Annotated in this window: 16 protein-coding genes; 14 read left to right on the plus strand and 2 right to left on the minus strand. The window is 71.7% G+C overall.

The genetic code is table 11. The annotated features are described in order from the left end of the window. Positions 1-17: 17 nt before the first annotated feature. The 5 genes from OHS82_RS24975 to OHS82_RS24995 are packed head-to-tail and all read left to right on the plus strand — an operon-like array spanning position 18 to position 3,163. Positions 18-431 carry a hypothetical protein gene (locus tag OHS82_RS24975; protein WP_328434529.1) on the plus strand — a complete coding sequence of 138 codons (414 nt, stop codon included), beginning with the start codon at positions 18-20 and terminating at the stop codon, positions 429-431. After that, on the plus strand, positions 428-952 hold the full coding sequence (locus OHS82_RS24980; RefSeq protein WP_328434530.1) for a hypothetical protein: 525 nt from the start codon (positions 428-430) through the stop codon (positions 950-952). Before OHS82_RS24975 ends, OHS82_RS24980 begins: the two co-directional genes overlap by 4 nt. Then, the gene (locus OHS82_RS24985) at positions 949-1,224 is read left to right on the plus strand and encodes a hypothetical protein (protein ID WP_328434531.1); all 276 of its coding nucleotides are present in this window, start codon (positions 949-951) and stop codon (positions 1,222-1,224) included. The genes OHS82_RS24980 and OHS82_RS24985 overlap by 4 nt, the downstream gene beginning before the upstream one ends. Further along, positions 1,212-2,882, plus strand: coding sequence for a hypothetical protein (locus OHS82_RS24990; RefSeq protein WP_328434532.1), 1,671 nt, complete (start codon positions 1,212-1,214; stop codon positions 2,880-2,882). The genes OHS82_RS24985 and OHS82_RS24990 overlap by 13 nt, the downstream gene beginning before the upstream one ends. After that, positions 2,879-3,163 (plus strand): WhiB family transcriptional regulator, encoded by a 285-nt coding sequence (locus OHS82_RS24995; protein ID WP_328434533.1) that lies wholly within the window; start codon positions 2,879-2,881, stop codon positions 3,161-3,163. Before OHS82_RS24990 ends, OHS82_RS24995 begins: the two co-directional genes overlap by 4 nt. Before the next feature lie 447 nt (positions 3,164-3,610). Here the strand turns inward: OHS82_RS24995 and OHS82_RS25000 are convergent, their stop codons facing one another. Further along, complete coding sequence (locus OHS82_RS25000) at positions 3,611-3,901, minus strand: hypothetical protein (protein WP_328434534.1); 291 nt, start codon at positions 3,899-3,901, stop codon at positions 3,611-3,613. Between the two features lie 229 nt (positions 3,902-4,130). Here OHS82_RS25000 and OHS82_RS25005 point away from each other — a divergent pair, with 229 nt between their 5' ends. The 9 genes from OHS82_RS25005 (at position 4,131) to OHS82_RS25045 (ending at position 9,756) form a co-directional block, all read left to right on the plus strand. Continuing rightward, the gene (locus OHS82_RS25005) at positions 4,131-4,523 is read left to right on the plus strand and encodes a hypothetical protein (RefSeq protein WP_328434535.1); all 393 of its coding nucleotides are present in this window, start codon (positions 4,131-4,133) and stop codon (positions 4,521-4,523) included. A gap of 124 nt (positions 4,524-4,647) precedes the next feature. Further along, a complete protein-coding gene (locus OHS82_RS25010; protein ID WP_328434536.1) occupies positions 4,648-4,809 on the plus strand; it encodes a hypothetical protein in 162 nt (53 codons plus the stop codon). Positions 4,810-4,892: 83 nt separating this feature from the next. Further along, positions 4,893-5,963 (plus strand): hypothetical protein, encoded by a 1,071-nt coding sequence (locus OHS82_RS25015; RefSeq protein ID WP_328434537.1) that lies wholly within the window; start codon positions 4,893-4,895, stop codon positions 5,961-5,963. Beyond that, positions 5,960-6,691, plus strand: a complete 732-nt coding sequence (locus tag OHS82_RS25020; RefSeq protein ID WP_328434538.1) for a nuclease-related domain-containing protein — start codon at positions 5,960-5,962, stop codon at positions 6,689-6,691. The genes OHS82_RS25015 and OHS82_RS25020 overlap by 4 nt, the downstream gene beginning before the upstream one ends. 8 nt (positions 6,692-6,699) lie before the next feature. Then, positions 6,700-6,936, plus strand: coding sequence for a hypothetical protein (locus tag OHS82_RS25025; protein WP_328434539.1), 237 nt, complete (start codon positions 6,700-6,702; stop codon positions 6,934-6,936). Then, positions 6,933-7,817 carry a hypothetical protein gene (locus OHS82_RS25030; RefSeq protein ID WP_328434540.1) on the plus strand — a complete coding sequence of 295 codons (885 nt, stop codon included), beginning with the start codon at positions 6,933-6,935 and terminating at the stop codon, positions 7,815-7,817. Before OHS82_RS25025 ends, OHS82_RS25030 begins: the two co-directional genes overlap by 4 nt. Before the next feature lie 11 nt (positions 7,818-7,828). After that, a complete protein-coding gene (locus tag OHS82_RS25035) occupies positions 7,829-8,311 on the plus strand; it encodes a hypothetical protein (RefSeq protein WP_328434541.1) in 483 nt (160 codons plus the stop codon). Then, positions 8,311-9,267, plus strand: a complete 957-nt coding sequence (locus tag OHS82_RS25040) for a hypothetical protein (RefSeq protein ID WP_328434542.1) — start codon at positions 8,311-8,313, stop codon at positions 9,265-9,267. Before OHS82_RS25035 ends, OHS82_RS25040 begins: the two co-directional genes overlap by 1 nt. Positions 9,268-9,525: 258 nt before the next feature. Further along, complete coding sequence (locus tag OHS82_RS25045; protein ID WP_328434543.1) at positions 9,526-9,756, plus strand: hypothetical protein; 231 nt, start codon at positions 9,526-9,528, stop codon at positions 9,754-9,756. A gap of 99 nt (positions 9,757-9,855) precedes the next feature. Here OHS82_RS25045 and OHS82_RS25050 read toward each other — a convergent pair whose 3' ends face one another. Beyond that, positions 9,856-10,140 (minus strand): hypothetical protein, encoded by a 285-nt coding sequence (locus OHS82_RS25050; RefSeq protein WP_328434544.1) that lies wholly within the window; start codon positions 10,138-10,140, stop codon positions 9,856-9,858. Between the last annotated feature and the right edge of the window lie 45 nt (positions 10,141-10,185).

Below are 10,185 nucleotides of genomic sequence, written 5' to 3' on the forward strand. Positions count from 1 at the left end.
GCACGGAAGGCACGACCATGCAGCACCACCCCACGCCGATCCTCGACGAGCACTGGCAGGGCTTCGAGCTGGCCGCAGACGACACCCACCGCTACCTGTGGATCTGGCTGGGCTGCAACCTCCGCCTGGTCGCCGTCCCGATCGGCGACATCACCGGCTATGACCACGGCTGGTGCTACCCCCGCGACCCCGAGCTGGTGGCCGCCGCGGTCGCCGCCTGGGACCCGGACACGCAGGACGAACCGGACGGCTGGCATAAGCGGGCCACCTGGCCTGTCCGCCGCGCACCCCGCCGCGACACGAACCCCGGCGGGAACCGGCCGCGCTGCGCCCACGGCTGCTACCTCGACGACGGCTGCCGCACCCTCAACTGCGAGGAGGCCCTGGCCCGCCGGGACGCCGCCCGCACCACCTTGGAAGGAACCCGATGACCGAAGCCGACGCTCCTCCCGCGGCCGACGGCGGCCTCCTGCCGCCCTTCTCAGGCGTGGAAACGGTCTGCTCCAAGTGCCTGAGCTCGGATACGTACACGTGGTACCGGCCGGCCAAGGCATCCATGCCGCCGGACGAGTTCAACGGCGCCCTGCGCCGCGTCGCGCTCCCGGAGCGGCTCGAGCGCCAGTGCACCCGCTGCGACTTCCAGTGGGACGAGGCCCTCGCCATGGACGAGCCGGGCATGACCGTCGCGGCCCTGGCGCACGCCCTCGACAACAGCACCCCGTACCCGGTCGAACTCGACGGCCAGGTGCTGGCCTGGATGGCGCGCGAACTCCTCCGCATGCTGCGGATCACCGCCCGCCCCGAACACCCCGTGTGGCAGTACAGCAACGGCCGGCCCCCGCCGGTCGTCGCCCCCACGGAGATGTGCGAGGCCCTGCACCCGACCGCTGAAGACGAAGAGGCCTGCGAGCAACGGCGCACCCACCCCGAGCCGAAGGAGACGGACCGATGACGATTCTCAACGAACTGATCGGCGAGCTGGACACCACCGCGAAGCGGTTCCGGATCACCACCAGCCAGGCGACGGAGCTGCAGACCGCCCTCGGTGTCGACCTGGCCGACGAGGAGGTCACGGTGACCTGGCAGCGCGTCAGCGACCGCGTGCCCAGCGTCCTGGTGACCGTGCCGACCGGCGAGGACTGCTGGGCGCTCCCGGTGCCGCAGCGGCCCGAGTGGCTGACCGAACTCCTCGTGAAGCAGGCCCCCGCCTGGTGGCTGAAGTGACCAACCACGGCACCCTCCTCCAGCTCCTCGGCCAGTGGGTCACCGTCACCGACCCGCAGGACCACCACGTCTGGCACGGCCAGCTCGGCAACCTCATGGACGCGCCGTCCCTCGTGCTGCACATGCCCGAGGGCGGCACGAAGGTCCTCCCGCAGGCCTTCGACGTCACCGGGGCCGCCCCGGCGGCTGGCGGCCCGCACCCCGACCCCGACAGCCCCGGCAGGCCCTTCGAGGAACTGCGGGAGACCGGCCTGCTCTGGCTGATCAACCGGGTCGCGTTCCACCCCCGCGGCCTGGCCCTCGCCCTCTACCTCGACGGCGACGGCAAGGCGCACGGCTGGAGCCTCGTCAGCAACCTCGACGGCGAGCCATGGCAGTTCGACCCGGCCACCGACAACGACGGCTATGTCCGCGCCGAGGCCACCATCGAGCACTATCTCGGCGGAGGCGACGCCAGGATGGCGCCGACGGCCCGCTGCTGCGTGTGCGGAGGCGGCCCCGTGGTGTACGAGAACTACCAGGAGCAGCCGTTCTGCGCCGGGTGCGCGAACTGCTCCTGCGACCAGGTGCCGTGCGCCCGGACACCAGCGGACGACGTCCGGACGTGTCCGGACGGCCATCCGGACGCCGACGTCCAGACGGGCGGACACGTCCGGACGCTACTCCTCGCCAACCACGACGGATGCCCCCCGACCTGCACGGACACCGTCCGGACGCATCCGGACGCGGACACGTCCGGACGTCCGGACGGAACCCCGTCGCTCCGGGAGAAGCTCACCGACTCGGTCGCCACGGCGTTCGCCCTCCCACCGGATCTCCTCGCCCCGGCACCCTGCTCCTGCGGCCAGACCAGCCCCCTGGTCCACGTCGCGCCCGACGGCGGGCACTGGCACCTGGACCCCGCCGAGTACGAGAAGCTGGAGCGCGGCCGGGACGACATCCACCCGGCCACCGCCGCCTGGAGCCAGTGCTGGGACCGCGCCGAGGGCTACCGGATCCGCCTCGGCCTCGCCCGCCAGGTCCTCATCGACGACGGCTTCTTCGCCGACGACCAGATCGGCGACGACCTCGCCCCCCGCCTCCTGGAATGGGTCAACGTCCACCGGGCCCGCATCCGCGAACTGGCCGGCGCACTCACCGAGGCACTCGCCGAGTTCACCGTCCCCGCCACCATCAACCACGAGCCCGCCCTACGGACCGGCTACGTCAACGCGGAACAGGTCGGCCGCTGGCGCGCCACCCTCGGCTACGTCCGCCGCACCCGGCACGCCCAGTACCCCGACGTCCAGGGACACTGTCCGGCCTGCGGCAGCGAAACCCTCGTCCTCGGCGACGGCGGACACGTCCAGTGCACCCGCCTGGAATGCCCGGACAAGACCGCCGCCAGCAGCCTCCTCGGCGACCCCCCGAACCCCGGCTTCGCATGCAGGCGGACCGCATGCACAGCCGCCCTCAACGACCTGGCCGTGGCGTCAGCCGCGTACGAAGTCGTCCGGAGTCACACCATCACGGCGGGCAAGTACATCGCCCAGCAGCGGCACGCCCGCTTTCCGTTCACCGGAGACAACCGCGGGCGCATCCTCCAAGCCCTCGGCGCATGGACCGGCGACCCCGGCCCCCTCAAGCTCGCCACCCGCTCCACCGACGAGGCCCCATGACCTCCCTCCCGCACTTCCTCGACGAGGTACCCGGCCCCTGGCCGGAAACCCCCTGCAAGGAACGCCCCGACTACTTCATCGACAGCAGCCGGACCACCCCCACCAGGGACCGCGTCGACCAGGCCAAGATGCTCTGCGCAGGCTGCCCCGTCCGGGAAGCCTGCGCGGACTACGCCATCGCCAACGGCTGCCGGGACGGCATCTGGGGCGGCCTCACAGTCGACGAACGCGACCAACTCGCCGACGCCCGCGCCACCGCCGACCAGCACGCCGAGCAGTAGAACCCCGGCGGAACCCACACCACGAGAGCCCCCACGCCACAGGCGGCATGGGGGCTCACGCCGTTCAGACCGGGGGCTCTCAGGGCGTCGGTTCCACAACCATCGCGAGGATGTCGGCGTGATCGAACGCCAGCGGCGTCAGGGCATCCCAGGGCCGCCACCGGACCGCGCAGGCTTGCTGACTCGTGACTTCAGGTGGTCATCTATGCACGGATCGTGTAACCTCTGTGCCCTCGCATCGCAGCGAGGGGATAGCGGGAGCCCCACTTCCCAGGGCTTGCGAGGTCCGTCCGGGAAGCGGGGCTCACGCGTGTCACGGACGCCCGCGTCACCGCCGACCAGCCCGCCGAGCAGTAGAACCCCGGCGGAACCCACACCACGAGAGCCCCCACGCCACAGGCGGCATGGGGGCTCTCGTGCGTCCGTTCCTGGTCAGTCCTGGGCGAGTTAGTCGCCGGGGGGGCTCACCTCCGACGTCTTTCGCACCGGCCTGTTGATCTCTCCTCGCTGCCCTGTTGCGATCTGCTGCGCCCGCGCGGCGGTGACGCCCTTGCGGCCGAGGAGCGAGCCGATCCGTTTCCACGTCAGGCCCGAATCCTTCAGCCGCTTCACGCGGTCCTGCCGCATGCTGCGCAGTTGGGCGTGAAGGCCCGGCCAGTCCTCCAGGATGACGCTGATCGCCTTCGCGCAGGTCTCGTCGTCTTCGATGGCGGCGAGTGCATCGATGGCCTCCTTCACCCTCCTCACCTCCTCCGGATCTGCCTCTTCCAACGTGGCTCCCTCCGTCGCTGAGAGGGGCGCCGACGAAGACACGGTAAACCCTACGGTTGCGCTACATCAACCATAGGGTTTACGTTTGTCTCGCGGGGCCGCCTCTCGGTCTCGCACCTACAAGTCGGCCCCCGGTCGGGGCCTGAGAAACGCCGACCGGGGGCCGCGCCAGACCTGACTGCACAGGAGCTGACGCATGGCACAGAAGAGTACTGATCAATGTCCGCCGAGTCTCGGGGGCATCAGCAAGGAACACGCGGCGTGTGCGGCGTGGGTGCTCGGGACGATCGCGGTGAAGTACCGCGACGGGCGGTCCGGTGACCCGGTCGACATGCTCGACTTCACGGTCCGCATGGCCACCGCGGCGTACGACCTCGTCGGTGACGACGGCTCGGGCGACGCCCGGGGGATCGCGCGAATGGCTCGCGCGGCGGCCGGCGACGTCCCGGACGGCGTGGCACGCGGAACGCTTGCCGACCAGCTCGAGGCCGCCGCACTACGGCTGGGCTGCGAGTGGGGCGCGGACGGCGAGCCGAAGCTGCCGATCCCGGGCCCGCGCAAGCCGTCGCAGATGGCGGTGGCCCGGTGAAGTGCTGCGGACGACCGATGGTGCGTGACGGCCGCCAGCTCGTGTGCCGCAAGTGCAAGGCCTGGATCGACGCGGGCGTGTACGCCAGCCGGTTCGCGGCCCGCCTGTACGCGGCGGTGACCGGATGAGCCCCAAGTACTGGCCCCCGTCCACGAAGGACATGGAGAAGGCGGCCAAGCAGAAGGCGAAGGAACAGGCCGCGAGCAAGGAACGGGCTCGAGCCCATAAGGTCCGCGTTGCCCGAAAAGGCCCGGATCCCATGCCGATGACCCGCTACTACGACTGACCCCCTGACCGGCCCGGCCTCCTCCGTCCCTCGGCGGAGGCCGGGCCGACCCCGTGATGCTCAGCACGAAGGACGGACGCCACATGACCGACAACCACGACCAGCCGCGCGTCCCCGGGGTCCGGTACCGGACGGAGACCCGCTACCGGCCGGTCACGACGTACGTGTTCGGCGAGGAGCAGACGGACTACGAGCCGTACCAGGTCGACGTTCCGGTCCCGCCCCGGGACTGGGACCGCGCCCTGATGCGGTTCGTGATGACCGTGGCGTTCGCCTCGACGGTCGTCGCGGTGGTGTGGTCGACGGCCAGCATCAGCCGCCTCCTCGCCCTGGTCGTCTCGTCGGCGGCGATCGCCGTAGCGGCGGCCTCCCTGTTCGAGCTGCTGTGGATCATGTGCCTCGCGGCCGAGTGGCTGCTGCGCGGACGGCCTAACCGGGCCAAGCCCATGCAGGTGGCCGGCTGGATCACGGTGTGGTTTGTCGTCGCCGGGGTGATCGTCGAAGGCGTCCACGAGAAGCAGATCGCGGCGGGCATCGTCGGCGGCGCCGTCTCCCTGATGGCGAAGGGTTCGTGGTGGGTGGTCTACCGGGTGCGGCAGGTCGAGCTGCGACGCCCGATCGCGGCCTGGCTGCAGCGCAACCAGGAGGAGACCGCCGCGGCGGAGGCGCTCCTCGGCTTCAAGTCGCAGATGGGCGGCCGCCAGGCGTACGCCGAGCTGGTCTACGGCCGCGACGCTGTCCTCGCCGCCCGCGCGACCGTCGAGGCCGCGAACCGGCTCGGTCTGGACCCGTCCGGACCGCGTCCGGACCCGTCCGGACGCCCCGTCCAGGCTGCGCCCGCGCCGCAGGCCGCCCCGATCCCGGCCGCGCCGGTCCAGGCCCCGGCCGCCCCCGTCCAGCCGCCCGCCCCGGCCGCCGTACCGACGGCGTCCGCGCCGGTGGGCCCGCCGGTCACCCAGCTCGGCCCGTCGATCCGGCAGACCGTCGTCGCCATCCTCGACCGGGACTGGAACGTGAGCGACGAGGACCTGGTCGACGAGGTCCGCCGGATCCACGGCGACCGGCCGAAGCTCGCCGACACCGTCGCCACCTACCGCCGCAAGGAAGCCAAGGCCCGCCGGGGCAGCGGCCCCATCGCGCAGGGAAACCCATGACCCTGGTCCTGATCGCCGTCCTCCTCGTCCTGCTCCTCCTCCCGCCGCTCGGCAAAGCCGGGCTCCTGGCCGCCGTCGCCGTCGCCGCATGGCGGCACCTGGCGCGGCCCGGAGCCCGCCCCCGGCCGGGGGACCCGGGCGCTTCCGCCCTCGACCGGGCACACGAACTCCGCACCCCGCTCGTCCGCGTCGCCACGGCGCTGAGCATCCCGACCAAAGCTGGAACCCTGGCCGCCCGCTACGAGGCAGGCGGCAGGGGAGAGCAGCACGTCGCCGCCCTCCTCGCCGAGCTGACCGACGAAGGCTGGGCGTTCCTGTACGACCGGCGACTGCCCAGCGGCTCGACCAACATCGACGGCCTCGCCCTCAGCCCCCGCGGGCACGTCTACGTCCTGGACCCCAAGGTGATGTCCCCGCGGTTCCCGGTGACCGTCCAGAACGGCCGGCTCCTCCACGGAACCCGCGACGTCACCGGCCGCCTGGAAGGCCTCATGCGCGGCGCCCGCGCCGTGCACAGCCTCCTCAGCACCCAGCCGGTACCGGTCGCGATCATCGTCGGCCGGCTGCCCGCCGGACGGGACCACCGGGTCAGTGGCGCCCGCATCGTGGCGGCCGCCGACGTCTGCGACGCGCTGCGCCGCATGGACGCCGCCCGGGTCCCGCGCCAGCGGCCCGCCAACTTCCTCGACGTCGCGGCCCGACTCCTGCCGCCCTACACCGGAAGGTGAATCGCCCCGTGAACCGCATCGCCCGCAGCGCCGTGTACGTGGCCCTCCTGCTCCTGGGCCTGTCGATGACACCCACCCGGATCTACGGGCTGTCGCTCAACTTCGCTGCCGTCGGCATCCTCGCGCTCGTCCTCCTCCAGCTGCGGACGACGAAGAACCCGGTGGACTACGCCCTGGCCCGGCTCGCCCTGGGCTGCCTGGGCGTCGTCTACTTCGCCCCGCTCCTCGTGCTGGGTGTCCAGTGACCTCGGCGAGCGAGCGCTGGACACAGCGCGTCCTGGGCGGCCTCAGTGCCCGCCCCATCGGCCACGGCGAGGCAGTCGACGCCGACGGCCCGCAGGTCCCCGTGCAGTCCCCCCAGCCTCCGCAGCCGACGCCGATCCGGCGGCCGGCCCCGCGGCTCCCGCACTGGTGGGAGGACAAGCCCACCAGCCTCGCCCCGGACGAGGAGCCCGCCGAGGAGCAGGCCCTCGAGGACCAGCCCGCCGAGGAGCAGGCCGAGGAGCCCGACGTCGAGGAACCTCCCACGGTCGAGGAGCCCCCGAAGACCGCGCCCGCGCCCAGCGGCCCGGTCGAGAAGATCCCGGCCGACGCCCCTAAGCGGACCGGGGTCCGGAAAGCGGCGGACCTGGCGGCCGAGGACCGCAGCACACGGTTCATCGCCTTCAACCTGAGCGCCGGGGGAGCCGGATACGCCCTCGGCATCGTCCCCTTCCTCGGCAAGTTCCTGCCCGCCGCCGAGCACGGCGCGGTCGGCATGCTCGGCCTCACCACCGCCGTCGCCGGGGGATACGCGGCCTGGCACGCCACCCGGTTCCCCGCAGTCCGGCAGATCCTCCCCGTCCCCCCGGTGTCCCGCGTCGTCATCATCGCCGGGGCCGCCGAGATCGGCCGCCGTATGGCGCCGGTCCCCGTCGCATGGCTCAACGTCCACGGCCAGCAGTGGGGCCTCGGCCCCAGCGCCGTGAGCCTCCTCATCACGGCCGGCGCCATGTGCGGCGGCCTGTGGTGGTTCATCGACCGCCGCGTCCGCCACTGGCACTGGACGGCCCGATGGCTCGTCCGGATTCCCCTCGCGTCCGCTGTCCTCGCAACCGGCCTGTACGCCCCCGGCGTCACCCCGTGAAAGGCACCACCGTGATCGAGTACCTTGCCGCTCCCGCCCAGGCTCCCGGCATCACCGGCGGGCAGATCTTCGGCACCGTGCTGACGTCCGGCGTCGCCCTCGCCGCCGGGGTCGGCCTCATCCTCGGACTGAAGGGGAGCGACTGGGGCCCCCTCGTCATCAACAATAAGAAGAAGGCCGCCTGGTGGGGCATCTTCACCGGCACCGCCTGGATGGCCGCCGGGGGCACCTGGGCCGACCTCGCCCAAGGCCTCGGCTCCGTCCCGCCAGCCCTGCTCTCCGGGAACAACGGCTTCGGCGACCCCGGACTCGGCGCGGTCGCCATCGTCCTGACCATGATCGCCTTCGGGGCGAAGTGGGGCAGCAAGACGACTCCGCCCGCCCTGATCGGCATCATGGCCGCGGTCGTCTACGCCAAGGCCGGCGGCATCTGGGGCATCCTCGTCAACGTCATCAACATGGTCATCGGCATCGTCACCGGCCTGGGGCACTGATGGGCGCCGTCCGCCAGGTCCTCGACGTCCTCCAGCCCCGGAGCTTCCTGCGCAGCCTGGGACGCGGCTCCTGGATCCTGCTCAGGCTGATCGGCCGCGCCCTCGTGACCGGGCTCAAGCGCGCCGTCTCCAGCACGCAGGGGGCCGCCAAGACGGACCCGAAAGCCGCGGACGGCGAGACCGCCCAGGACGGCGGCGAGAACGCCGGGCGGCCACCCTCCAAGGAGAAGGCGGCCGCCGCGGTCCGCTCCACCGGCGAGGCCGCCGAACGGCTCGGCATGGGCCTCCTGGTCGTCTTCGTCGCGGCCGGCACCCTCAGCGGCCTCGGCGGCATGGCGCTGCTCCTGCTCCGCCCCTACGTGAACGTCATCGCAGCGGTCCTCGTGCTCGGCTGGATCGCGGCCGCACTGACCGCCGACCTCGCCGCCCAGCCCGGAAACGATCATGACGAATCGGCGGGGGAGCAGCCCGAAGAGGACGAGGAAGAGGCCGCCGAAAAGACGCAGGAAAAACCGGCAGGGGAGTCGTGGGAAGTCGTCCGCGACCGCCTCACCCGGTATGTGGAACAGCGGGTCGCGGCCGGTGCCGCAGGCCACACGGAAGGCGTCAGGGGAAGAGGCGCGAGGGTGGACGATCTCCTCGCCGAACAGCAGGCCAACGGAGGCCTCCCCGGCATGGAGCGAAAGGACATGATCGAGCTGCTGGAAGAGGCCGGAATCACCGTCCGGGAACAGATGAGTTTCACGGTCATGGAAGAGACCGAAACGGGCGAGGTGAAGCGGAAGCGAAACATGCCCGGAGTGCACGTCGAGGACCTCGCGAAAGACCTCGGTCGGACCCCCCAGCTGCCCCCCCATTTGGTGCCCGACCTGACCCCCACTCCAGCAGTGAAATCGGCCCCGATTCCGGCCCAGGAATTGCCCCAGATTCCGGCCGCCAGGGCAGCCGGAGAATAGGCCGCACAGAGCCCGCCGTCCCGGCCGGCTCGGGGGCGCCGCAGGGGAGTGGCCAAGAGGCCCTCCCCTCCCCCGCCTGAGAGGGGTACCGGTCGCCTACTACCTACTGGGTAGAGCCCGCCTACTACCGGCCTACCGGGGGAGAGAGGCGGACAAAGCGGACGCCACTTCCGTCGGGGTCACGGAGCGCGCTAACCTCGTCACGCACCGCGTCGAGGTCGCGGAGCGGAAGGCTCGCAAGACTTCAGGGGGTCAAGGATGTTCAGCTACGAGTGCGGCAACTGCAATCTCCGCTCGGAGCCCTACGTCCTCCGGAATGGCGCCGAGCGGCGGGGGCAGCGGCACCGGGACGAAAAGCATGACGGAATGCACCCGCTGAACGAGGCGATCCTGTCCGCCAGCGGCCGTATGCCGCAGGCCGGCGAGTGGAAGGTCTTCGCTATCGTCGCCGCCTTGATGCTGGCCGGGCTCATCTCGAAGATGCTGTAACCGTCCGGGCCGACGCCCGGCAGACTGCCCCCTAAACACCGGAAGGGCCGCGCTCCCCCACTGCGCGGCCCTTCCGGCATTCCCCTGTCATGCGGGTGATCAGTCGGCGGTCGACTTCGCCTTGTTGGGCTGGCGGGGCTGGACGCCGTATTCCTTGCCGATTCCCCGCAGGGTCATCTCGGTCCACGGCACGCGGTCGTGCTTGGCGACCGACGCATAGGGCAGGTCGGGGTCCGACTTGAGGTCGGCGGCGAGGGCGGCACGGGCGGCGTGGCGCAGGCGCTCCTCCTCGGCGACAGCCTCCTGCCATGCGCGGAGGGCCTCGAGCGCTCGGTCGCTCGGTTCGTAGTGGGGCAGCGGTGTGGGTCCTGGCTTCCTGGGCATGCCGGGAGTCTTCCACAAGGCGGCTTTGGAAAACCGGTTTGGGGA

This window comes from Streptomyces sp. NBC_00425 (assembly GCF_036030735.1).
Lineage (GTDB): Bacteria > Actinomycetota > Actinomycetes > Streptomycetales > Streptomycetaceae > Streptomyces.

Excerpts from the sequence above, each read along its gene's own strand:
- OHS82_RS24980 (WP_328434530.1), top strand. The coding sequence starts at position 428 with ATGACCGAAGCCGACGCTCCTCCCGCGGCCGACGGCGGCCTCCTGCCG.
- OHS82_RS24995 (WP_328434533.1), top strand. The coding sequence starts at position 2,879 with ATGACCTCCCTCCCGCACTTCCTCGACGAGGTACCCGGCCCCTGGCCG.
- OHS82_RS25010 (WP_328434536.1), top strand. The coding sequence starts at position 4,648 with ATGAGCCCCAAGTACTGGCCCCCGTCCACGAAGGACATGGAGAAGGCG.
- OHS82_RS25040 (WP_328434542.1), top strand. The coding sequence starts at position 8,311 with ATGGGCGCCGTCCGCCAGGTCCTCGACGTCCTCCAGCCCCGGAGCTTC.
- OHS82_RS25050 (WP_328434544.1), bottom strand. The coding sequence starts at position 10,140 with ATGCCCAGGAAGCCAGGACCCACACCGCTGCCCCACTACGAACCGAGC.
- OHS82_RS24975 (WP_328434529.1), top strand. The coding sequence starts at position 18 with ATGCAGCACCACCCCACGCCGATCCTCGACGAGCACTGGCAGGGCTTC.
- OHS82_RS25045 (WP_328434543.1), top strand. The coding sequence starts at position 9,526 with ATGTTCAGCTACGAGTGCGGCAACTGCAATCTCCGCTCGGAGCCCTAC.
- OHS82_RS25005 (WP_328434535.1), top strand. The coding sequence starts at position 4,131 with ATGGCACAGAAGAGTACTGATCAATGTCCGCCGAGTCTCGGGGGCATC.
- OHS82_RS25015 (WP_328434537.1), top strand. The coding sequence starts at position 4,893 with ATGACCGACAACCACGACCAGCCGCGCGTCCCCGGGGTCCGGTACCGG.
- OHS82_RS25020 (WP_328434538.1), top strand. The coding sequence starts at position 5,960 with ATGACCCTGGTCCTGATCGCCGTCCTCCTCGTCCTGCTCCTCCTCCCG.
- OHS82_RS24985 (WP_328434531.1), top strand. The coding sequence starts at position 949 with ATGACGATTCTCAACGAACTGATCGGCGAGCTGGACACCACCGCGAAG.